This window comes from Bacteroidota bacterium (assembly GCA_018266835.1).
GTDB lineage: Bacteria > Bacteroidota > Ignavibacteria > Tepidaquicellales > Tepidaquicellaceae > JAFDZO01.
Genome location: JAFDZP010000005.1, coordinates 169,401 through 194,537, shown reverse-complemented (window position 1 = coordinate 194,537; position 25,137 = coordinate 169,401). Strand labels below are relative to the sequence as shown.

Below are 25,137 nucleotides of genomic sequence, written 5' to 3'. Positions count from 1 at the left end.
GCTTAATATAAAACTCTGAATTTAATTGTATGCTTAATATCTTTTAAATCGTTTATTAACTCGGGATTGTACTTTTTTGAGATGTCAGTTATTACATAGCCGATCTTCTCATTTGTTTTTAAGTACTGCCCTATGATATTTATGTTGCGTTTGCTGAATACTGTATTTATCTGTGCCAGAATTCCCGGCACGTTTTCATGAATATGAATTAGCCTGTGAGCATTTTCAAAAGAGGGAAGTTTCAGTTCAGGGAAGTTCACACTGAATACTGAGTTACCGTTGTTTATGAAATCTATAATTTTAGTCGGGACAAACTCACCGATATTTTCCTGAGCTTCTTCAGTGCTTCCTGCAATGTGCGGAGTAAGGATTACATTCGGAAGATTCTGCAGCTCGCAATAGAACTTCTCATCATTGGATTCAGGCTCGTAAGGGAAAACATCAATTGCGCACCCGCGTATTTTTTCATTCTTGATATTTTTTATAAGAGCATCAAGATTAACAACGTGACCACGGCTTAGATTTAAAAATATAGTGCTCTTCTTCATCTGCTTAAACTCTTTTTCATCTATGAAGTTCGTATTATGCTTGCTGCCGTCTATATGAAGAGTTACTACGTCGGATATCTTTAGTAAATCCTTAAGTGAGTTGCATTTCTTTGCATTGCCAAGTGCAAGCTTATCTGAGTTATCATAAAAGTAAACATCCATTCCTAAATCTTCTGCAAGTATTGAAAGCTGCGAACCTATTTTTCCGTAACCTATTATACCCAGCTTTTTACCTCTTACTTCATTGGAGAAATTAGCGCTTTTATCCCAGAGCCCCTGATGAAGTGAATTACTTTTAGGAAATATGTTACGCATTAAGATTATTATCTCGGCTAGCGCAAGCTCAACAACGCTTCTTGTATTGCTGAACGGAGCATTAAATGCAGCAACTCCCTTTATCAATGCTTCGTCCAAATCAATCTGATTTGTACCTATACAAAATGCACCTATGCTTAATAATCGTTTTGCATTAGCTAAGACTTTTTTCGTTACCTGAGTTTTTGAACGTATGCCTAAGATCGAGACATCTTTTATTTTTTCTGCAAGTTCATTTTCAGATAAGCTTTTTTTAATATGCTCAACCTGATAGCCTTCATTTCTGAATATCTTAACTGCATTCTGATGAATGTTTTCCAGGAGTAAAACTTTAATTCTGTTTTTGGGGTATGATATTGCCATAGGTAATTTATTTAAAAATAAAAATTCATCAAGAGACGGGGTAATATGGTCTGCGTTTTTTGTGACTGAATTTCTTGAAATATTTTCCGTGTAAGCAAAAAATTTATCTGCAAGTCCTGCCTTCTTTAATTCAAAATCAGTATAGCCGTCTCCTATAACGTAAACGTTACCGTTTACATTTATTTTCTTTAACTGATTAATCTTTCCTTTGTCTTTTGCAAGAATATTGCTCTTATCAAATCCGATAATTTCATCTTTGCTGTTAAACTTAAAATCGTTGGCATACACATTTTCTTCTTTAATGCCGTAACTCTTTACAACAGGTATAATAAACTCTTTAAATCCTCCGGAGATAATGTAAACAAAATCCTTATTCTTTTTAAAGAATTCTTTATTGCGCTTTACGGAAACAGAAATACTTTTCTTCAGAACAGATACGAGTTTTTCAAGATGGTTTCTGTTTGCATTAAGTAATTTAATTCGCTGCTCAAGCGCCTTTGAAAAATCCATCTTGCCTTCCATCGCCTTCGTAGTAATGGAAGAAATCTCATTCAGTATTTTATCTTTCTCCGGATTTCCTTCCAGTGAAATTGATGCAAGAACTTCAAGCGCTTCTGAATTTGTAAACGTGCTGTCGAAATCGAAAAAATAATAAGTATCCATTGATTCTGTAAGATGTCAAATTCAAAACTTAAAGTAAAATTCAAAATTAATTACTTGAAATTATACCATATATTACCCTCTAAAAAGACGATTAAATTTGATAAATTAACACTTTCAATTATTAAATAAATCTATTGGCAAAATCTTCACCTTCGTTCGGCGGACCTATATTAATTATCGGCGGCGCCGAAGACAAATTCAACGAGAGACATATCATCCGTAAATTCGTTTCACTTTCCGGAGATAAGAAAGCAAACATCTTAATCATTCCCATTGCATCTGACTTTGCAGAGATTGCAGCTAAGCTTTACACAACCATCTTCAGCAGCCTTGGAGTTAAGAAAATCTCAGTTCTTGAAGCTACTTCGCGTCAGGATATCTTAAGTATAAATGCAGATAAGCTGCTTAAAAATCTTACCGGAGTATTTATAACAGGCGGAGACCAGATGCGACTGAGCTCACTTCTCGGCGGAACTGAATTCATTCAGAAGCTTGCTAAGAAAGTCCGCGGAGGACTTGTAGTCGCAGGCTCAAGCGCCGGCGCTGCTTGCATGAGCTCCGAAATGATTGTAAGAGGCGATGCAATGACTCCAAATCAGAACAGTGTTAAGATCGTTCCGGGACTTGGTATTCTAAAGAACATAATCATTGACCAGCATTTTACTCAGCGCGCGCGTCTTAATAGAATCATTACTGCCGTTTGCTACAACCCAAAGAATATTGGAATAGGCATCGATGAGGATACAGCCATATTAATACATAAGAACGGAGTGCTTGAAGTTCTTGGCAAAGGTACTGTTACTATTATTGACGGCTCAAATGTGAACTATATAAATATAGCTGAGGTGAAGGAAAACGAACCGTTCTCAGTCTTCGGGCTGCAGCTTCATATCCTATCCAGCACTATAAGGTACGATGTAATAAAGCGTAAGCCGCTTGAAGTGGTCGGGGATTATATGCAGGTTTAATAATAATTAAAAATTAATATTGAATAATTAATATTTAATTGATATTTTTAACCGATTTTATATTTTCAGATAGTAACATTTTTGTAACATTTTTTTCAAAAATTATTTTGAAAAGTCGGAAAAAAGTCGGATTTTATTTTTGCTCAGTATTGTTTTTACAGTGCCGAGCTTTTTTATTTTCTGAAAAAGTCGGATTCTCATAATTTCAATTTTCAGATTTTAAATTTCAAATTTAGTCGGAAAAAAGTCGGATTTTATTTTAGTATAAAGTCGTATGCATAAAGTAGAAAGAGATATATAATAAAACTAGACTGTTTAACTTTTCCCTGTTTAATATTTATAGTGTCACATTATTGTCGCATTTTATTTTGACTGATTTCTATACAAAACTCAGAGCAATGAAAATTTAGTTAGAATAATTTTAATTACAAATTGGTTTTAACCTATTAGTAGTAATAGATAAAATAAATTCCTCTATGAAAAAACATAAAATATTTTTTGCAGTTGTTTGCTGTTTAGTATTTATAAGCAATATTTCTTACTCGCAAAGCGGATGGGTATGGCAAAGCCCAAAAATTATAGGAATAAAACTCAATAAGTCATTTTTTGTTAATTTACAAACCGGATGGGTAGTTGGGGATGGAGGTACTGTTTTAAAAACCACAAATATGGGAATTAATTGGAATGTCAGTTCTTTCAATCCAGCCAAAAATTTTTATTCAGTTTATTTTAGGAACGACAATACAGGGTGGATAGGTGGGACAAATGGTTTTGTAATAAAAACTACTAATTCCGGTAATAATTGGCTGCCGGTTTCATTTGGGACAAACGCGAGTATTTTTGATATATATTTTACGAATGAAACGACAGGTTTCGCCGCTTGTGACAGCGGTAAAATTTTAAGAACAACAAATGACGGAGTGACTTGGTCGTCTCAAACTTTTTTTGGTCATTATCCAATGAAAAAAATACAGTTTTTTAATCAACTAACAGGTTATGTATGTTATGGATTTGATTTTCATAAAACTACTGATGGTGGAATTACATGGAGTGGTACCTTGACAAGTTCTCCTAGGTCCGGTTCAACCTGGCGTTCCTCGTTTTTTATAAACTTGAATACAGGCTGGGCTGTAGGAAACAATTATATTTCCAGGACAACTGATGCTGGAGCAAATTGGATTGCTCAGTCAGCAAATTTTTCAGGTTATGTAAATTCAGTAAACTTCATAAATGCAAATACAGGTTTTGCAGTAGGTGAAACGGGAAGATTATTCTATACAATCAATGGCGGTACAAATTGGAACATGCAAGTAAGCAATACAGTGAGACATTTCAATAACGTTATGATGCTCGATTCAGCTAATGTTTTTGCATTTGGAGATAATGGAATGGTCTATAAAACTATAAATAGCGGAACAAATTGGAATAATCTTTCATTGCCACTTACTGAAGGCACAGTTAATTCAGTTTTCCCTTTAAATCAAAATTTTGCACTTATCGTTGGGGAATTCGGAACATTTGCAAAAACTACTGATGGAGGAACAAACTGGACTAACTATAACCTTAATACAACTGCAAATTTTAAAAGTGTATTTTTTTTGAATGACTTAACAGGCTGGATTGGGGGAGATTCCACGCTTATTAAAAAAACTACAAATGGCGGGCAGAGCTGGATAACGAGTCATGTAGAGGCATCTACTTCTTTTACCTCTATATTTTTCATTGACAGTCAAACAGGCTGGGCAGCAAGCAATGGTTATGGTTCTATTTATAAGACGACTAACAGTGGAGGCAGTTGGTTTTTAAGTTATGATCATATTACAGCAAACTATAACACAGTTTATTTTGTCAACTCTCTGACAGGATGGGCATCAGATTATTTGGAATTATCTAAGACTACTAACGGGGGTACTAATTGGTTTTTAGCCAGTAATGTGGCAGCTGAAAGATTTAACGATTTACAATTTTTCAATGATCAAACGGGCTGGTGTTGCGGAGCAGGAAGAATTGCAAAAACCACGAATGGCGGGCTTAACTGGGTTACATTTTTTACAGGAGGATTCAGTTCTATTAGTTTTATTAATGGCTTGATAGGATACGCTGCGGGAGCAGAAGACGTATATAAAACTATCAACGGTGGAAATAATTGGACATTCATTACAAAAATATATTCACATGCTATTACTAAAATACGGTTTGTTGATGAAGCGAACGGGTGGATTAGCTGCACTGATGGTGCTGTTCTCAAAACTACAACGGGCGGCCTGACTTTCATCTCACAGACTTCCACCGAAATTTCTGAAAAATATTCATTGCATCAGAATTATCCAAATCCATTCAATCCAACTACAAATATAAAATTTGATATTCATAAGTCAGGTATCGCAATTCTTAAAGTTTTTGATTTGCTTGGTAAAGAAATTGAAACTTTAGTTGATGAACCGTTATCGGTAGGAAGTTACGAAGTTACATTCAACACAGGCTCACTCCCCAGCGGAATATATTTTTATGTTTTGAAGACGGAGGAATTTTCAGAGAGTAAAAAGATGATGCTGGTGAAGTAGTTATGAGTTATGAGCTGAGGACAAGTTAATAAATAATAATTGCCACGGCTTTTAAGCCGTGGTTAACAAATTCACTTCAGTTTTCCCCCTCCTTATAAAGGGGGGGGGGAAGATTCGAGAGATACCGTTCTGACATCGTACAAGATCATAACCGCAATTTTATACTTACTTTCAATTCTTATATATCCTATTTTACAACTCATCCATAAATTTTTTAATCTGGCACTTTATCCATGAAAATTCTTGAAATCAGAGCGCTCCGCGGACCAAACTACTGGAGCATCAGAAGAACTAAATTAATTGTAATGCGTCTTGACCTCGAAGAATACGAGAACAAGCCATCCAATGAAATTCCCGATTTTCTTCCCAAGCTTAAAGTCGTGCTGCCTACATTGCAGGAGCATCGCTGCAGCTACGAAGAACCGGGCGGATTTTTCAAGCGAGTAGAAGAAGGTACATGGGCAGGTCACATAATCGAGCACATGGCTCTCGAACTGCAGACACTTGCCGGAATGGATACGGGTTTCGGTCGCACACGCGAAACAAATACTAAAGGAGTTTATAACGTTGTCTTCAGCTACATAGAAGAAAATGCAGGTCTTTATGTTGCGCGCAAGGCAGTTGATTTGTTCAAACTCATGGCGGAAGATGGTTCCTATGAAGATGTAGTGAAATTCAGAGATGAGATAATTCAGACCTTAAGGGAAATAAGAGAAGATGTACGCTTCGGTCCAAGTACAGGTTCAATAGTTGAAGAAGCCCGTCAGAGAAATATACCGCACATAAGATTAAATCAGAATTCGTTGGTTCAGTTAGGATATGGAATTCATCAGCAGAGAATTCAGGCAACTGTTACAGGAAAAACAAATATGATTTCAGTAGACCTTGCATCAGATAAAAATGCAACGAAAAAATTACTCGGAGAGATGGGTGTACCTGTTCCGAAGGGCTTTACATTAAGAAATGAAGATGAAATAGAAAGTATTGTAAACAGAATCGGTTTCCCTGTGGCGGTAAAACCATTAGACGGAAATCACGGCAAAGGTATTACTGCGCATCTTACATCGATGGATGCAGTGAAGACTGCATTTGCAGAGGCGAAGAAGTTTTCGAGAACGGTTATTATTGAAAAATCGTTAACGGGAAGTGACTTCAGAGCGCTTGTGATTAATAATAAATTGATTGCAGTAGCGGAAAGAATTCCTGCCTGCTGTAAAGGTGACGGGAAGCACACGATAAAAGAATTAATTGATAAAGAAAATCAGGACCCGCGCAGAGGCTACGGTCATGAAAAAACTTTAACACAGATAAAGATTGATGACATGACTATGAGAGTACTTGAACTGAAAGGATATAATTTAGAGACTGTATTAAAGAAAAATGAAATCTGTTATTTGAAATCGACGGCAAATATTTCTACAGGCGGTACAGCAATTGACCGCACAGAAGAAGTTGACCCGCAGAATATATTTTTATTTGAGCGCATTGCAAAAATTGTCGGACTTGATGTTGCCGGAATTGATATCGTTGCGCCTGATGTTTCTACTCCGCTCAGTGAAAATGGAGGCGGCATAGTAGAAGTTAATGCTGCGCCCGGATTCAGAATGCATCTTGAGCCTTCGGAAGGAATCGGCAGAAACGTTGCCGAGCCGTTGGTGGATATGTTATTTCCTCCGGGAGCTCCCGCAAGAATTCCTATAATTGCAGTTACAGGAACGAACGGAAAAACTACAACTACACGATTAATTGCTCATATTATGAAACAAGTTGGTTATACTGTAGGCTATACAACTACGGAAGGTGTTTATATAGGAAATACTATGATTGAGCCGGGAGATAACACCGGACCTATGTCCGCTAAGATGGTGTTGATGGACCCGACTGTTGAAATTGCAGTGCTTGAAAGTGCACGCGGAGGAATTTTGAGAGCCGGTCTTGGATTTGATTATTGCGATATTGGTATCTGTACTAATGTAACAATCGACCATCTTGGACTTAAAGATATTAATACTCTTGAAGATATGGCGCGAGTAAAAGCAGTTGTGCCTGAGAGCGTTAAGAAGAACGGCTATGCAATATTAAATGCCGATGATGATCTTGTTTATAAAATGAGAGAGGACCTGGAAAGCAAGGTTGCGCTGTTCAGCATGGATGAAAATAATAAAAGAATAAAAAAGCATACTGCCAAAGGCGGTATAGCTGCAGTCTTTGAAAATAATTACATCACAATTATAAAGAGCGGCTGGAAAGTAAGAATTGAGAAGGTTATAAATATTCCTCTTACATTCGGGGGACGCGCTGCGTTTATGATACAGAACGTTTTAGCTGCTACGCTTGCAGCTTATTTGCAGGGATTAACAACGGAAGATATTAAGTTCGGCTTAACTACGTTTGTGCCGGGCACTGCACAGACTCCGGGAAGACTCAATCTCATTGAGGTTGGTGAGTTCAAAGTTCTTATTGACTTTGCGCATAACCCTGCCGGTATGGAAGCTCTATCGAAGTTTGTTGATAAATTCCCGAACAAAGTTAAGATAGGTGTTGTTGCAGGAACGGGCGATAGAAGAGATGAAGATATTATCAAGCTCGGAACTGTAGTAGGTAAAATGTTTACAAAGGTTGTTATCAGGCAGGATGATAATTTAAGAGGAAGAGCTTCGGCAGATGAAATTTCTGATTTGTTACTGAAGGGAATTCTGAAAGCAAATCCTGAAATAAAGCATAAAGTTATCCCTGATGAGGTTGAGGCTATTGAGTTTGCATTAAGTCATACTAAAAAGAACGAACTGCTTGTGCTGCTTCCGGATGATATTCCGAGATGTATTCAGATTGTGACGAAGTTCAGAGAAAGTTTGAATCCTGTTAAGGTTGAGCATAGTGATATTCCGAATCAGTAGGTTCAAGTTGCAAGTTCCAAGTTCCAAGTTTCAAGTTTCAAGTTTCAAGTTTCAAGTTTCAAGTTTCAAGTTTCAAGTTTCAAGTAGAAAAGGCGTCGGAACGGAATATTTACATTTTACAAAAAAATAATTTCCAATAAATTTATATATGATTGTTTGCGGAATAGATGAGGCAGGCAGGGGACCCTTAGCGGGTCCTGTAGTTGTAGCCGGTTTTATAAATACGAATAATTACTCTAACCAATTTATAACTGACTCAAAAAAAATTGCTGAGCCGGACAGGGAAGAGCTATATTCGGAAATTATTTCATCAGGCTGTATTTATTTTATTACAAAAATTGACCACCTGACTATAGACAGAATAAATATTCTAGCCGCAACTATGAAGGGAATGGGAATTATTGCAAAGACATTACATGAGAAATGCGAAAAATTTTTAATAGACGGAAATTATTTTAAGCTGTACGGCAACAGACAGAAAAATTATAATTACGAGACAATAATTGACGGTGATGAGAAGGTCTTTGAAATATCCTGCGCATCTATTTTAGCAAAAGTTACGCGTGATAGAATAATGCGTGAGTATTGTAAAGAATATCCGAATTATAATTTCAGCAGACATAAAGGATATGCAACTAAGGAACATATTGCAAATATAAGGCAGCACGGATTATGTCCAATTCACCGCAGGTCATTCTGCAAAAATTTTATAGAGCTATCTATAATAACTGAACAGCCGAGTGAACAACTGTTTTTATAAAAATCGTCTGGGTAAATCAGGTGAGCTGCTTGCAAAACAATTCTTAATTGATGAAGGTTATACATTTTTAAAAAGTAATTACAGATTTGAAAGAGCAGAAGCTGATTTAATTTTTACTGGGGGAGAAGGCAAAGATAAAGAGATAATTTTTATCGAAGTAAAGACAAGACGAAGTAAGAAGTTTGGTGAAGGTGAAGAATCAGTTGATGCAAAGAAACAGGCACAGATAAGAAAAGCAGCGGAAGGATTTCTGTATGAGAACGAAATGTATCAGGATTATCAGATAAGACTGGATGTGATAGTAGTTTATTTAATGAATAACGAAAAAAACATAGTTCATATAAAGAACGCATTTTATTAATTTATAAATTAAAATTATGGCAGACACATACTCATTTGATATTGTATCGGAAATCGATTTGCAGGAAGTGGATAACGCAATGAATCAGGCAATAAAGGAAATCCAGCAGAGATACGATTTAAAAGGGAGCCACAGTGAAATTACACTTAACAAAAAAGACAAGAAGATAAACGTAACCTCGGCAGATGATTTTAAAGTAAAAACCGTTAACGACATTCTTCAGAACAAGCTGATCAAAAGAGGAATTTCTATCAAAGCATTGAAATACGGCACGATTGAACAAGGCAGCGGAATGGGAACTGCCAAGCAGGAAATAACTTTGCAGGCAGGGATAGATAAAGAGAATGCAAAGAAAATAACTAAAATGATTAAGGATATGAAGATTAAGGTTAACGCATCTATACAGGATGAGCAGGTGCGTGTGCAGGGAAAATCGAAGGATGATTTGCAGGAAGTGATAAAGATGCTTAATGCAGCGGATCTGGATTTTGCATTTCAGGTAACGAATTATCGGTGACCAATTAATAATTAATAAAGAATAATTAATAATTATTAAAAAATACTTTTATATATTACTATCTATATTTATTCTGACATCGCTTTTTTATTTTAATAGCGGCGAAAGTCAGGTTAATGTCCGGAAAGAGGGAAGCAAGATTGATGTTGTAATAATAGATGCAGGACATGGAGGCAAGGATCCGGGCAGCATGAGTATTACAAAAATCCCTGAGAAAAATTATAATCTGCTGATTGCTAAATATCTTGCAGAGATGTTACGCAAAGAGTACTCTGATATGCAAGTTTACATGACTCGCGATGATGATACATTTCCTGAGCTGAAAGAACGCGGACGATTTGCTAACTCAAAAAAAGGCAAGCTGTTCGTGAGCATTCATTGCAATTCAAAACTGACGGAAGAAACTGATAAGTCGGGCTTTGAAGTTTACGTAATGTCACCTACCAAAACAACTGATGCTGTAAAGATAACTCAGGGAGAGAATCAGTTATTAAGAGATAATATAGATTCAACAAGAGGCAAACCCACTTTTCAGAATGATTTCATTCTGTCATCCATCCTCACAAACGTCTACAGAAGGTATTCAGAACGATTTGCTTCAATTCTTGAAACAGAACTAACTAAAACAACTCAGCTTGAAAACAGGGGAGTAAAAGAAGAAGAGTTTATTGTAAACTTCACTTCATCAATGCCTTCCGTGCTGGTTGAGTGCGGCTACCTTTCAAATAAAAAAGATGAAGCATATCTCCGTTCAAAAGACGGTCAGTACGATATAGCCCGCTCCGTTTATAAAGCCATTAGGTATTTCAAGATGGATTATGAATGGGAGAATGCTTATTAGTCAATTAAGAGTTTCAAATTACGAATTACGAGTTAATGGTTGCTATACCTCGGACTGAAACTTGTAATATTAAAATTTTCTTAATAAAACAAAAAAGCCATCCTGATTCGCGCCAGGATGGCTTTTTTAATATTATTTAGTTAAATCCTATTTTAACGATTTTCGGTGATTGTTTTAAATCAACTAAAACGTTATAGTCTTTGATGGCACCTTCATAGTTATCGTAGTTACCGGTCAAAAGACGGAATTTAACAGAGTTCTGATTATGAATTTCTTCAAAGTACAATGTAGTGAAGTTTTCAGACTCTAATAATCCTATTAGTTTTTCCGCCTCAGTTTTATCTGAGAAAAGTCCCAAGTCTATTGTGTAGCCTGTTAGAAACTGAACTCTGTTTGTTATATCTAGGTAGTTGAGAGATTTCTCGTCTTTTACTTCCTGATAAATCTTTGAGTTAGCGGTTTTAGCATCAGGGGTCAGAATCTTGATTCTGACTGTTTTGAAATTTTTAAAGATGTTGTTTAAGTCCTCACCCGAGAGTCCGGTCTGATTTCCGTTATTAGCATCTTCAAAGTATTCAATAAATACTTTTGATTTACTTGCAAGTGTTTCCTCGAAAAGATTTAGAGGGGTTAGATCTGCTGGGTTTTCATCTTCCGCTTCAGGTGTGTAGACTTCAAGTCTTACCTGTGCGGTGCCACCCATATCAAGCGCGTCTTTTGCTGCTTTGGATAGATCGATTATTCTGCCTCTTACATAAGGACCTCTATCGTTAACGGTTACCAGAATGGTTTTTCCGTTGCTGAGGTTGGTTACTTTAAGTACAGTTCCAAAGGGTAAAGTTTTGTGAGCTGCCGTCATTTCATATGTGTCAAATCGCTCTCCTGAAGCGGTTTTCCTACCATGAAATCCTGGGCCGTACCACGAAGCTTCGCCTTCCTGTACAAAGTCCGGATCAATTTTCGAAGTTCTTGCGAATAAACTGTTGCTGCCTGTGCTGCTAATTGGATTAACTAAAACTAATGCGATAAAGAAAAAAAGTATCGCGTTAATTTTAAGTTTGGTCAAGTGTCTCCTTTTTATGTTATCTGTTTGTATCAAACACTCAGGGAAGCGCGCCGACCAAGCGGCTTAAAATTGTAGTCTTAATTCTCCGTTTTGTGCAGAGATATTTGTAAAGAACGATATTAAGAAAAAATCTTTATTCTGTTTTAAGAAGCAGTAAAGTACTGATTTTAGATTTAATAAGCAAGGCGGTTGCATCTGCACTTCGCTGCTATTTTTCGGCTTTAAAGCTTATTTTCAAAGAAAAAATTTCGTAAAATACTGATAAAATGAATTAATCTAGAACATATTGATTATAATATAGTTATAAACGAAAATTTTTTATGAAAATTTCTCAAAAGTCATCAAAAATCCTTTAACACCTTTTTTGTTGAGTTATTTTGCAGGTCAAATGTATCTTATAATTTTCTGCAGAATAAATAAAACACTTGACAGCTTCTATCATATTCGTATTTCTAATGAAAAAGTTTTGATGAGCTTAAAGATAAAGAAGTTAAGTTGAGCAGATTTTTTTTCGCTCATTGTTCCACTTCAAGAATTCGATTTCAAATAATTCTGTGAAATGATGGATTTTTGACGGATTCTTTAATTATAGATTGAAATTGGGGTTTTCAAGTAACCTTTACCTGTTTTTAATTATGAACAGACAGGAACAGGTTAAAATAGCAACTTTATATTTTATATCAAAGAAAAGTAAACCCATTACTACTAATAGGGGAGATTTAAAAACTCGGAAGCTGATTTTTGAACTTTAATGCCTGTTTTTCAATAAGATGCCAGGATAAATAACCAAATACGATTGAGATGAGGGAAGCATATATTGTCAAAGAAAACTGCTCAATTTTGAAAAAATGAACAAGCGTCTGCTGGATAACAAATGCGTAGATATAAATTCCGTAAGACATGTCACCAACCTTCTTTGATATTCCCCTTATATATTTTGTAGCTGTTATGCCAAAAAGGATAATTGCAACCGGCATGGCAAACTGGTGGACGATTCTGAAAACTCCGAAATACAAAGAAATTAGTAGAAGCAGGTTGGAAATCACAAGCAATAAATTCCGGTTCTTCCATTTTTCAATTTTCAGAACTGCCAGCAGAGAACCTGCAAAGAAGAACGTACCGAAGTCAATTATATTCTCTGCAAATATTACAAATCTTAATTTTGAAAAGACATCAAGAAAGAAGATGTTAGAAACGAAAAAGAATAAGCAAACAACAGATAGAATTATCAGATGACCCCTTTTAATAAAGAAGAGTAATGAAATTAAAACGTAGCATATGAACTCATAGCCGAGCGTCCATATTGAGCCGTTTATATCATCTTTATAAGGATTGTTTTCAAAGATTCCCTGAATTGTACCTTGAAGTCTGAAGAGCTTAATATTGTTTGGAAAATAAGTCCATACGGATTTATTAGTGATGTAGCTGTGGAAGTCTCCGGCGTAAACAAAATATCCCAGAATGACTGTGAGGAGAAGAACGACTATAAGTCCCGGGAAAATTCTTAAAATCCTGTGCCAGTAAAATAAATAAAACGACTTGCTGCGAAGAAGACTTTGGTATATCAGATATCCGCTTATAATAAAGAAGCCCCGGACACCAATATATGAAAAAAACACCTGTCCGTTAGTGAGTGTATGCAGCCAGTCAGTCTCCGCCGCTCCGGTGAGAGTATATGAATGAGTTATAATAACGCAAAGCGCAAAGACGAGCCGTAAAAAATCGAAATTATTTTTATGCATCTGCTGTTGGTATCAAGGAAAATAGAATATAAAAAAATTAAGCGGCTTTTATTATTCAATAAATAATTGGATGAAACTTTCCCCCTCCTTTATAAGGAGGGGGATTGAGGGGGCGGTATTAAGTCGAACTTTTCTTTACATTTTGACTATCTGTTTCTCAACTGCCTGTCCCGCTAAATCGGAATCCCATTGGGAAACTTACTTAGATAACATTCCCAACGAGGACGTTGGGAATGAGACTGGATTTAATCCATGATAGAAATGAAAGCTATTTCTTTACATTTTAACTTTATTTTTTTTAGTCTAACTTTGCTTATATAATTCTACTACTGATGAAAAAAATATCTTTTTTATTTTCAATTCTAACTCTTCTTTTTTTATTCTCAATAAATTCATTTGCACAATCCGATACAACCATAAAAGTCCTTATAGTCACAGCCCATCCCGATGACGATGCTTTATTCTCTGCAACTGTTTATAAAATAACTCATAACCTCGGTGGAAAAGTTGACCTGTGCCTTATCACAAATGGTGAGGGCGGATATAAATATTCAACTCTTGGCGAGCCGATTTACGGACTCGAACTTACAGATGAAGCTGTAGGTCGTGAATATCTTCCTGATATCCGCAAGAAGGAGCTTAAAGCCGGATGCGCTATTGTCGGCATAAAAGATTTTTTCTTTCTTGACCAGAAAGACCATCGCTATACAACGGACGTTCACGAAATTATGGATAGCACGGTATGGGATATTCCATTTGTAAAACGCAGACTAAAGGAAATTATTGAAGCTGGGAAGTACAATTATATTTTCTGTTTACTTCCTGTTCCGACAACACATGCTCATCATGCTTCATCTGCCATTTTAACTCTTCAGGTTGTAAATGAAATGCCATTATCAACCAGACCCGTAGTCCTTGGTGGTACTATGAGTTCAAAAGGCGATACAACTAAGTTTACTTTTACAGGACTTGAAAAATATCCCGTCACGAAAATAAGTCCCGACCCGCTGATGTTTACATTTGATAGAACAGCTCCATTCGGTTTTCAGGACAGGCTCAACTATAAAATAATAGCTAACTGGGTAATTGCCGAGCATAAGTCACAGGGCACAATGCAGCTGCTAATGAATATGGGAGACATTGAAGAATACATATGGTATGATTTAAATGATAAAAATAAAATAGAACAGACTAAACAGTTATTCGATAAGCTGGCAATAAATTACTTTAAGAAGAAAGATTATGATTTAACGAAGTGATTTTCAGTAACACTGATGTTAATGATTATTATGATGTCACAGATAAAAATTTGTCAATTTTTTTTTGCATAAAGTAGAGTATAACAGTAACCCCATCCTTTAGGATGGGGACTAATACATTTGTATAATCTCCCCTCCTTAATAAGGAGGGGCAAGGGGTGGTTAACAAAAGTTTAACCCTAAAGGGTATTCATTTCATCCTTACACCCCACCCTAAAGGATGGGGTTACTAAATTATAATAAGTTTATGAAAATATTTTTTAAAGTAATTCTATTGGTAGTTCTTTGTATCGGTTTTTCATCCTGCTCTAAAAATAACAAACGAAAACTCGTAGTCTATTCTCCTCACGGAAAAGAAATGCTGGGAGAATTTGAAAAACAATTCGAAGCAAAAAATCCTGAGATAGATGTTCAGTGGCTGGATATGGGTTCGCAGGAAATTATAGACAGAATTAAAACTGAGAAAGATAATCCTCAGGCAGATATCTGGTGGGGAGCGCCGGCTACTCTATTTATGCGTGCAGATAAAATGGGTTTGCTTGAAAAATACACTCCCACCTGGGCATCAAGTGTAACTGCTGCGCATAAAGGAAAAAATGATACCTGGTACGGAACGTTTTTAACTCCCGAAGTGATTTCATTCAATAATAAAGTACTTAATAATACAAACGCTCCGCAGGACTGGGCTGATTTAGTCCAACCCGTATGGAAAGATAAAATTGTTTTAAGAAATCCAATGGCATCGGGAACGCTTCGTGTAATTTTTTCTGCAATCATTTCCATGTCAGTAAAAGCAAACGGCAGCGAAGATAAAGGATGGGAATGGCTTAAAGGTTTAGATGCAAATACGAAGGATTATTCCGCCGATGCAACTCAAATGTATTTAAAATTGGGCGGCGACCAGGAACCTGTAACTCTTTGGAATATGCCTGATATAATATTACAGGCAAATGCATATCAGTATCCGTTTGGATATATTTTTCCTAAAAGCGGAACAGTAGTGCTCACTGACGGTATAGCATTAGTAAAAGGAAGCAAAAATTCAGAAGATGCAAAAAAGTTTTATGAATTTGTTACAAGTAATGAGGCTCTGAAAGTTCAGGCAGAGAAGTTCTATAGAATTCCGGCTCGTACTGATATTGCAAAAGAATCATTACCTGATTGGATAAAAAAGGCTGACTATAAAGAGCTTGAGCTTGAGCTTGACTGGGAAATGATTTCCGAAAAAGAAGGGGACTGGATGAAGAAATGGGATGCGGAAATAAAGGGTAAGAAGTAGTTTTCGTTGTTCGTTGTTCGTTGTTCGTTATTCGTTATTTGTTATTCTTTATTCTTTTATAATTCATAATTTATAATTCATAATTCATAATTCATCATTTATAATTCATAATTCATCTGTGTTTCTTAAATTAGATAACATTCAAAAAAAATTTTCTGAACAGACTGTTTTAGAAAATATTAATCTTGAAATTGAAAAAGGTGAGTTCTTTTCTTTGCTCGGTCCCAGCGGATGTGGGAAGACCACTTTGCTCAGAATAATTTCAGGATTAGAGACCTCTGACTTAGGGAAAATAATTCTTGAAGGAAAAGATGTAACAAATTTAACTACACAGCAGAGGAAGGTCGGAATTGTTTTTCAGAATTATGCATTATTTCCGAATATGAATGTATCGAAAAATATTTCATACGGACTGGAAATAAATAAAGTCAGCAAAGATGAGATAAGTAAAAAAGTTGAAGAAGTTTTAAAGAAAGTAAATCTCTCTCATAAAGCAAACTCTTCTGTAAGCGAACTCAGCGGCGGTGAACAGCAGAGAGCATCACTTGCACGCGTTATTGTAAACGAACCAAGTTTAATTTTATTTGATGAGCCGTTATCCAATCTTGATTACGCACTGCGACTTGAAGCAAGAGGGGAACTGAAACGCCTGCAACGAGAAGCAGGCATTACAAGTGTATATGTTACTCACGATCAGGGCGAGGCACTGGCACTTTCCGATAGAATTGCAGTAATGAATAAAGGCGTGATTCAGCAGGTTGGCACTCCGCAGGAGTTGTATAATAATCCCGTGAATTCATTTGTAGCTGAGTTTGTTGGCCATTACAATATTTTCAGCGGAAGTGAAGCGGATGAAATCTTAGGAATCACTGATGTTGCAAATGATGAAGTGTTGATTATTCTTCCTGAGAATTTAAAAATAAAAAAATCTGAAGGACAGACAGAATTAAAAATAAAAGAAATTTTATATAATGGTTCTTATACTGAATTTATAATTGAGCATAAGCTTAAAGAAATAAAAAGTATTTCGTTCTCGAATGAGAAAACTACTCATTTCAATATAAATGACTATGTGAATTTTGAATTCAATACAACAAAAATAAAACTGATAAAGAGATAAAGCAGAAAATGAAAAGGAAGTTTTCCATATTTGAATACGCTTTGCTTTTTATTGTGCTGTTCTTTGCAGTCGGCTATATCATTTTTCCTTTAATAAAGTTAGTAAAGGAAAGCTTCAGATTTAATCTTGACTCATACAAAACACTGGGCAGCGCAACAGTACTTGGCTCAGCGATGAATTCAGTTTTACTCTCAGTTGTTACCGTAATTGGCTGCGCAGCCATAGGAATATTACTGGCATATTATTTTCACTTCTATAAAATCCCTTTTAAAAAATATTTATCAGTTATTTTTTTAATACCGCTCGCTACACCTCCGATAGTTGGAGTAGTATCGTTTTTATATTTGCTGAGCGATAACGGGATTTTATCGCGGATTTTATTTTTAATTTTCTCAAAAAATCTTTTAACAGGTTTTCAGGGATGGACGGCAATAATAATAATTCATTTGTTTTCGTTTTATCCATTATTCTTTTTATTCGCCTCTGCCTCATTTGAAAAACTGGATTATAATGTTATCGATGCATCAAACTCGCTTGGAGCATCTAAGTGGACTACATTCAGAAAAATAATTCTGCCGTTTTTACTCCCATCAGTTGCAAGCGCGGGTATTATTACATTCATGGCAAGTATGGCTTCGTTTTCTGCTCCGTTTGTATTTGGCGGCTCGATTCGATTTTTAACGACTGAAATTTATAATTCTAAGATTAACGGAGATACTTCTTTAACTGCAGTCCTTTCAGTATTTCTAACACTTATTTCTGTGGTGTTTTTATTTTTGTTGAGGAAATTCAGAACAGCAAATGAGTATTCATTAAGAATGAAGGGAAGTGTAAAGAAAATTGATGCTTCTAAACTTTATAATCTAAGCGTAGTTGGAAAAATACTATTTCCATTAACAGGATTTATAATTCTTTTACCTGTTCTTACTTTATTGTATCTCTCATTAATTCCTGAAGGCTCTTTGATAAGAAATTATTTCGGCGATGCACTTACGTTTGTAAATTATCAGAATATATTCACGACTGATTCCGTTGCAATTCCTTATTATAACAGCTTGATAATGTCTTTGATAGCAGTCGCGGCTACTATAATCATTGGACTCCCAGCATCGTACTTCACAGCAAAGAAAAAAATAAAAGGCGGGAATTTGCTTGAGAGCATAATTACTCTGCCTTACGGAATTCCGGGAACGGTAATAGCCATCACATTAATTTTCAGTTTTAATTCCGGTAACGTTTTTTCATTCGGAGAAATACTGGTTGGGACTTTTGCAATAATGCCATTGGCATATACAATAAGAAACATTCCTGCTATAACGCAGTCACTCAATTCAGGATTTAACAATATTGACCCTTCGCTTGAAGAGGCATCTTATTCACTCGGCGCAGGGAGATTTAAAACGTTCAGAACAATTATTCTTCCTCTGATTGTTCCTGCAATTATATCGGGAGCTTTAATTGTGTTCATAAATTCATTTGGAGAATTTGTTTCCTCAATACTTCTCTATACTTTTTCCACTAAAACAATTTCTATAGATATTTATTCACAGCTTAGACTTTATAATACTGGCGGCTCGGCTGCATCGGGATTTATAATGTTCTTAATTGTACTCATCGCTCTGATATTTTCACGAAGGAAAATATCATGATAAAATACATACTAATCGGGCTTCTTTTCGTTTTTACTAATACTTATTCACAATATAATCAGCAATGGGTCGATAGATTAAACGGTTCAGGAAACAGCTTTGATATAGCTAATACCATATTGCTTGATGAGCAAAGTAATGCATACGTGTACTGTACACTTTATGATAGTCTTTCATCAACGGATATTTGTGTAGTAAAATACTCTCCATCCGGAAATGTTCTATGGAAGTATGTTTACCCTTCACCGGGGATTGACCAGATGCAGGATATTTATAAAGATGCTCAGAATTTTTCTTATATAACAGGATATACAGCTGATTCTGGAAGAATAAAACTTTTAACTTTCAAACTGACTCCTACGGGTGATACAGTCTGGACAAAAGTTACAACAATTCCAAATCATGAGACATTAATCAGCCATTCAATAATTTCAGATAAGTCGAATAATATTTTTGTATTGTTTGATGGAAGAAATGTTGCAACATCCCGAACAGATTTTATGATTATAAAATATAATCAGTCAGGTGTTATTCTTCAGCAAAAGATATTTGAAGGCAGTCCCGGCGGTGATGATAACGGAATAAAGCTTGTATGCGATGCGCAGGGAAATATTTTTGTTGGAGTAAATTCGCAAAATACAGGAACTGCTTACGATATCGTTTTATATAAATTTGATAATGATTTAAACCAGATTTACACTAAGACAATTAACGGCACTGCAAACTCAGATGACGGAGTTATAGATATGAAAATCGCGAGTGATAACAATATTATTTTGACAGGAAAAATATTTAACTCGGGCACTCAGCAGGATATCGGGACATATAAAATCAATAACAGCAACGGAGATATTATATGGTCCAAAATTTATAACGGTATCGGCAATGATATTGACCTCCCGTATGCATTAACGATTGATAATGAAAATAATATTTTAGTAACCGGTTATGCGCGTAATTCAAATCAGATAGAGAGCGAAGATATAATAACGTTAAAGTATAATTCTGCGGGCAATTTATTGTGGAGCAAAATATATAATGATTCTACTAACGGAACGGATGAAGGATTTTCTATCTGCACTGATTCGCAAAATAATGTTTATGTCGGCGGCATGGCAGACCATGGAAACCGGCGTGTAGGATATATTACTTTAAAATATGATGCCTTGGGAAATTTACTCTGGAAGGGGACTTACAACTATATTGCCCTATCTGAAGATTTCATTTATAAAATTGCTGTGAATAACTCGCAGGATATTTTCATAACGGGTATTAGTTTTTCGAATACAACAGATTACGACGTAACTACCATTAAATATGCCAGACAAACGGGGATTAATAATAATTATGAAACCGTAAAAGATTTTAAACTTTATCCAAACTATCCTAATCCTTTTAACCCTTCAACGATAATCAGATTTTATAATCCGAACAAGGAATACACGTCAATAAAAATTTATGATATTAGTGGTAAAGAAATTACTGAGCTGGAAAATTCAGTTTTGAATTCAGGTGAGCACAGGTACATTTTTAATGCAGGTGATTTATCTGCCGGGACTTATTTTTATAAAATTTTCCATGGTAATTCAGAAGAATTTGGCAAAGTAGTATATGTCAAATGAGTGATTTGTGCTTTCTTCAATGAAGGCAAGAAGACTTGTTTGATTTAAAATCCTGCAAAATAGCTATCAAAAACCGAATTGATTATACTATGTAATTTTAATAATTTGTTGAATAAATAAAAAAACGATAAAAAGTTTTAAGGGAGATAAAGCTCTTCGATCATGTCTTTTCAAATAGAAATAATTTTTCAGGCGGCCAGTTAAACGGCAAAGTGCTGGTCCTTAACCAGAACTACGAACCTCTCACAATTTGCAGTGTGAGGCGCGCCATAATTATGACTTATTTGGAGAAGGCTGAAATCATCAGTGCCATCGATGACAAGGAAATCCGTTCAGTGTACAGGAAGTTTCAGTATCCAAGCATTGTAAGACTTGTTTTCTTTGTAAGAGTTCCTTTTAAAAAAATAATTTTATCGAGAAAGAATATATTAAGAAGAGACGGGCACAGATGCCAGTACTGCGGACATACTTCAAACTTAACGGTTGACCATGTAATTCCGAAATCAAGAAAAGGCGAAGACACCTGGGAAAATCTGACAACAGCTTGCGTAAGATGCAATAATAAAAAAGGGGACAGGACTCCCGAAGAAGCAAAGATGCATTTGAGAAATATTCCTAAGCGACCTTCTCATATAACTTTCATAAAGAACTTTGCAGGCAAGATAGACGATGACTGGAAGCCGTATTTGTACATGTAGTAAAATGTTTTTTAGTTTTTAAATTCAATGAATCACATCAGAGTTATTTCTAGCATATCATTTTTTCATCCCATAAATACAATTTTAATTTTTTTAATAATACTAATTAATGGATAAATATTTATTATACATAAACGGTGAATTCCGTGAAGCGCAAAACAAAGAATATTTCGATTCTGTAAATCCTGCCGATGACAGCGTTAACGCTCAGATATCGAAAGGCACTGTTGAAGATGTTAAAGATGCAATTGCTGCAGCAAGAGAAGCATTTGATGACGGACGCTGGACAAATCTTGCAAGAGAAGAGCGCGGCAGAATGATAAAGCAGATCGTTGACAAAATTAATGAGCATAAGGATAGACTTATCGAGCTTGAAGTAAAAGATTCCGGCTCAACAATAAGAAAAGCAACTGAAGATATTATGCTCGGCGCAAGGACTTTGAATTATTATTCAAAGATGGCTTCGACAGTATTTGAAGAAAACATCGAAGGACTTTCAAAAGAAGGTATCAGCAAAAATTTATTAGTAAGAGAACCAATCGGAGTTGTTGCTTCAATAATTCCATGGAATTTTCCTTTCAAGATGGCGATCTGGAAACTCGGTCCGGCATTAGCAGCAGGATGTACGATTGTTTTAAAGCCGTCATCTGAAACATCGCTTTCAGTTGCAGAGCTTGCAAAGCTCATTGACGAAACTGATATTCCAAAAGGTGTAATAAATATTGTAACAGGCGGTTCGGATATCGGAACAGAAATGGTATCTAATAAGCTTGTTGATAAAGTTGCGTTCACCGGTTCTACAGAAGTCGGCAGAACAATTATGAAAAACGCTGCACCGACTTTGAAAAAATTAACTCTTGAGTGCGGCGGAAAATCACCTAATATTATTTTAGATGATACGGATATGAACATGGCAGTTGACGGTGCTATCTATGCAGGATTTTATCATCAGGGACAGTGCTGCGAAGGCGGTACAAGATTACTTGTACAGGAAAGTGTATATGACGAGTTTACATCAAAGCTGAAAGAAAAAATTGAGAAGATGAAAATAGGCGACCCGATGGATAAAGGTAATGATAACGGTCCTGTTGTATCAAAGAAGCAGTTTGAATCAGTAATGAATTATATTGATATCGGTAAAAAAGAAGGCGCAAAGATTTTAACAGGCGGCGAGAGAGTTGGTGATAAAGGATATTATATTAAGCCGACAATATTTACAGACGTGGATAATAAAATGAGAATTGCGCAGGAAGAAATTTTCGGACCTGTAGTGGTAATCATAAAGTTCAAAGATGACGATGAAGCTGTGAAAATTTCAAATGATTCTGAATTCGGACTTGCAGCCGGAATCTGGTCAGGCAACGATGAAAGAGCATTGGCATTGGCAAAGAGATTAAGAACAGGAACAGTGTGGATAAACGAATATCACCTGCTTGCGGACAGAGCTCCTTTTGGCGGATATAAACAAAGCGGTGTTGGACGTGAGTTCGGCGTTGATGGCTTGAAAGAATATACTGAAGCAAAACATATTCACATTGACGAAATAAAAGACAGAAGCAAAAAATTCTGGTATAACACAGTTGTACCAAGAGGATAATTTGCTGAGCATAATTTGATTGCAAAAGAAGTTGAATGAAAAAGATTATCAGAGGTAAAAATTGTTCTTTATTAAGATTCGAGGCAGGCGACGAGAAACTTGTTGATTTAATTCACAAGCTTTTTAATGATGAACATATAACGGGATTATTAAATCCTGACTATCCGCTGCACAAACCCAAATCCGTTATAAAAAAATGGGTGAAGGAGACTGCAGAAAATCCATATGGAGTATGGTATGTGATAAAGAGCAAACAGAATTATATAGGATATGTCTGTTACAAATGGAGAGAGAATTACACTGAAGCATGCGAGATATCAACGGCTATTTTATTTGAATACAGAGGATTGAAGTTAGGATACGAATCATCCAAGCTTTTATCAGATTATGTAAAAGGATTAAAGAAGTTTAAATATTTAGTTGCATACGTCCATCACGGAAACAAGAGGGCGGAAAACAATTTAAAGAAGTTCGGTTTAAGCAAAGCAAACCGGTTGCAAAAAACAATAACAATGGCTTTGTATAATGAAGACGGTTCGAGCGGCGAGTATGACTTATTTGCATTAAAATTAAGTTAAACAAATTTAATGGACATTAGAAATAAAACAGTATTGATTCTCGGCGGATGGGGATTGGTGGGCTCCGCAATAGCGAGAAACTTAATAGCAGAGGAACCGAAAAAAATCATCTTAACATCTCTTAAGAAAGAAGAAGCTGAAGATATCTGCAAAGACTTAACAAAAGAATTTAAAAAACCTAAAGGATTTTTTGTACCGTGGTATGGTAACGTATTTGTAAGGAACGAATTCAAAGATAAGAACCGTGAGCTTATTTTAAAGGATGCCGCTGAAAGAAAAAAGCTTATGCACGATATAAGCGATGAGCTTAATGATGATATACTGCACAACTCTGCATTGTATAAAATGATGCAGCAGCATAAGCCTGATATCGTTATCGATTGTATCAATACAGCAACTGCTATTGCTTATCAGAATATTTTCAAATCGTTTACTGATATTCAGAAGTTCATGGAAGGCGCAGATAGTGATTATGAAAAACTGAAAGAAGCTGTTGAAAAATTTATGTGTGTCTCATACATACCTCAGTTAATAAGACACATTCAGATTTTATATTACAGTATGACTGAGTTTAAGACGAAGTTCTATCTTAAAATCGGTACAAGCGGAACAGGCGGTATGGGTCTTAATATTCCATATACCCACAGCGAAGAGAAGCCGTCAAGAATGCTGCTGAGCAAATCATCAGTTGCAGGAGCGCATACATTGTTGTTATTCTTAATGGCAAGAACTCCAAACGGTCCTGCTGTAAAAGAATTAAAGCCAACTGCATCAATTGCATGGAAAAAAATTGCATACGGTGAAATTAAAAAAGGCGGAAGACCAATTGCTTTGATTGATACAAAAATGGAAGATGCAGAACCGCTTGAAAAGAAATTCCACAGAGTCTCTGCAAAAAAATATAAAACTAACGGCAACTTAAAAACTGTATTTATTGATACCGGCGAGAACGGAATTTTCTCCGCTGCCGAATTTGAAACAATATCTACAGTCGGGCAGATGCAGTTTGTAACTCCCGAAGAAATTGCAGAGAATGCAATTCTTGAAATCAAAGGACACAATACGGGACACGATGTTATCAACGCAATCGACAGCGCTTCAATGGAGCCTTCGTACAGGGCAGGATTTATGCAGCAGTACGCAACTAATCAGATAAAGGCATTAGAGAAAAAGCATAAGACAAACTCAGTTGCTTTTGAGATGCTCGGACCGCCCAGACTTACAAAACTTCTTTTTGAAGCAAATTTAATTAGACTTATATATAAAAATTTCAATCAGTATATTAAGGAAGATTATAAAAAAGCGGCAAAAAGAATTTACGAATATCTTAAGAAGGATTCAAAAGTCAGAAATGAAATCATTTCAATTGGTATTCCTATTATTTTGCCTGACGGAAAGAAATTATTAAGAGGACCTGACATTAAATCTCCTTCAGTTTTAAAAGGGGATATATTCGATGTAAACCCAAAAACCATAGATAAATGGTGCGATGCCGGCTGGTTTGACTTACGTGAAAAGAACTGGAAACTATGGAACGAAAGATTTAAAGCAATTATGAAACAATCAAAGGCAATGACGGATGAAAATTTCAGCTCAAGATATATTTTCAATGATGATTACTGGGATAACTTTAAAGAAATAAATATCGGAAAAGTTGTCGGCTGGATATTCATCAACGAAGAACAAGGCGTAAGAAACAAAGGTTAATACAACAAAATTTTTAGACATAT

19 protein-coding genes are annotated in these 25,137 nt (G+C 35.7%); 16 read left to right on the top strand and 3 right to left on the bottom strand.

The genetic code is table 11. The features are described 5' to 3' along the window. Positions 1 to 2: 2 nt before the first annotated feature. The gene (gene serA, locus JST55_13725; protein ID MBS1494569.1) at positions 3 to 1,889 is read right to left on the bottom strand and encodes a phosphoglycerate dehydrogenase; all 1,887 of its coding nucleotides are present in this window, start codon (positions 1,887 to 1,889) and stop codon (positions 3 to 5) included. Positions 1,890 to 2,023: 134 nt separating this feature from the next. On the opposite strand from serA, the gene JST55_13720 reads away from it, so the two are divergent. From JST55_13720 to JST55_13690, 7 genes are all read left to right on the top strand, one after another. Then, complete coding sequence (locus JST55_13720; GenBank protein ID MBS1494568.1) at positions 2,024 to 2,857, top strand: cyanophycinase; 834 nt, start codon at positions 2,024 to 2,026, stop codon at positions 2,855 to 2,857. Positions 2,858 to 3,333: 476 nt separating this feature from the next. Then, positions 3,334 to 5,421 (top strand): T9SS type A sorting domain-containing protein, encoded by a 2,088-nt coding sequence (locus JST55_13715; protein MBS1494567.1) that lies wholly within the window; start codon positions 3,334 to 3,336, stop codon positions 5,419 to 5,421. 233 nt (positions 5,422 to 5,654) lie between these two features. Beyond that, positions 5,655 to 8,318, top strand: a complete 2,664-nt coding sequence (gene cphA / locus JST55_13710; GenBank protein MBS1494566.1) for a cyanophycin synthetase — start codon at positions 5,655 to 5,657, stop codon at positions 8,316 to 8,318. Positions 8,319 to 8,466: 148 nt separating this feature from the next. Next, positions 8,467 to 9,078 (top strand): ribonuclease HII, encoded by a 612-nt coding sequence (locus tag JST55_13705; GenBank protein ID MBS1494565.1) that lies wholly within the window; start codon positions 8,467 to 8,469, stop codon positions 9,076 to 9,078. Between the two features lie 7 nt (positions 9,079 to 9,085). Further along, positions 9,086 to 9,439, top strand: coding sequence for a YraN family protein (locus JST55_13700; protein MBS1494564.1), 354 nt, complete (start codon positions 9,086 to 9,088; stop codon positions 9,437 to 9,439). Between the two features lie 16 nt (positions 9,440 to 9,455). Next, complete coding sequence (locus JST55_13695) at positions 9,456 to 9,956, top strand: YajQ family cyclic di-GMP-binding protein (protein ID MBS1494563.1); 501 nt, start codon at positions 9,456 to 9,458, stop codon at positions 9,954 to 9,956. A gap of 190 nt (positions 9,957 to 10,146) precedes the next feature. Then, the gene (locus tag JST55_13690) at positions 10,147 to 10,797 is read left to right on the top strand and encodes an N-acetylmuramoyl-L-alanine amidase (protein MBS1494562.1); all 651 of its coding nucleotides are present in this window, start codon (positions 10,147 to 10,149) and stop codon (positions 10,795 to 10,797) included. 136 nt (positions 10,798 to 10,933) lie between these two features. Here JST55_13690 and JST55_13685 read toward each other — a convergent pair whose 3' ends face one another. Both JST55_13685 and JST55_13680 read right to left on the bottom strand, forming a co-directional pair. Next, positions 10,934 to 11,824 (bottom strand): septal ring lytic transglycosylase RlpA family protein, encoded by an 891-nt coding sequence (locus JST55_13685; protein ID MBS1494561.1) that lies wholly within the window; start codon positions 11,822 to 11,824, stop codon positions 10,934 to 10,936. A gap of 758 nt (positions 11,825 to 12,582) precedes the next feature. Next, positions 12,583 to 13,605 carry an acyltransferase gene (locus JST55_13680; GenBank protein ID MBS1494560.1) on the bottom strand — a complete coding sequence of 341 codons (1,023 nt, stop codon included), beginning with the start codon at positions 13,603 to 13,605 and terminating at the stop codon, positions 12,583 to 12,585. A gap of 332 nt (positions 13,606 to 13,937) precedes the next feature. On the opposite strand from JST55_13680, the gene JST55_13675 reads away from it, so the two are divergent. From JST55_13675 to JST55_13635, 9 genes are all read left to right on the top strand, one after another. Further along, on the top strand, positions 13,938 to 14,864 hold the full coding sequence (locus tag JST55_13675) for a PIG-L family deacetylase (protein MBS1494559.1): 927 nt from the start codon (positions 13,938 to 13,940) through the stop codon (positions 14,862 to 14,864). 247 nt (positions 14,865 to 15,111) lie between these two features. Continuing rightward, positions 15,112 to 16,143, top strand: coding sequence for an extracellular solute-binding protein (locus JST55_13670; protein MBS1494558.1), 1,032 nt, complete (start codon positions 15,112 to 15,114; stop codon positions 16,141 to 16,143). 118 nt (positions 16,144 to 16,261) lie between these two features. Further along, positions 16,262 to 17,263, top strand: a complete 1,002-nt coding sequence (locus JST55_13665; GenBank protein MBS1494557.1) for an ABC transporter ATP-binding protein — start codon at positions 16,262 to 16,264, stop codon at positions 17,261 to 17,263. 8 nt (positions 17,264 to 17,271) lie between these two features. Then, on the top strand, positions 17,272 to 18,912 hold the full coding sequence (locus JST55_13660) for an iron ABC transporter permease (GenBank protein MBS1494556.1): 1,641 nt from the start codon (positions 17,272 to 17,274) through the stop codon (positions 18,910 to 18,912). Further along, entirely contained in the window at positions 18,909 to 20,534 is a 1,626-nt protein-coding gene (locus tag JST55_13655; GenBank protein ID MBS1494555.1) for a T9SS type A sorting domain-containing protein, read from the top strand. The genes JST55_13660 and JST55_13655 overlap by 4 nt, the downstream gene beginning before the upstream one ends. A gap of 275 nt (positions 20,535 to 20,809) precedes the next feature. Beyond that, positions 20,810 to 21,232, top strand: a complete 423-nt coding sequence (locus JST55_13650; GenBank protein MBS1494554.1) for an HNH endonuclease — start codon at positions 20,810 to 20,812, stop codon at positions 21,230 to 21,232. Positions 21,233 to 21,341: 109 nt separating this feature from the next. Then, a complete protein-coding gene (locus tag JST55_13645; protein ID MBS1494553.1) occupies positions 21,342 to 22,829 on the top strand; it encodes an aldehyde dehydrogenase family protein in 1,488 nt (495 codons plus the stop codon). 35 nt (positions 22,830 to 22,864) lie between these two features. Further along, positions 22,865 to 23,407 carry a GNAT family N-acetyltransferase gene (locus JST55_13640; GenBank protein MBS1494552.1) on the top strand — a complete coding sequence of 181 codons (543 nt, stop codon included), beginning with the start codon at positions 22,865 to 22,867 and terminating at the stop codon, positions 23,405 to 23,407. Between the two features lie 9 nt (positions 23,408 to 23,416). Further along, positions 23,417 to 25,114: a short-chain dehydrogenase gene (locus JST55_13635; GenBank protein MBS1494551.1), complete on the top strand. Its 1,698-nt coding sequence runs from the start codon at positions 23,417 to 23,419 to the stop codon at positions 25,112 to 25,114. The last annotated feature ends 23 nt before the right edge of the window (positions 25,115 to 25,137 follow it).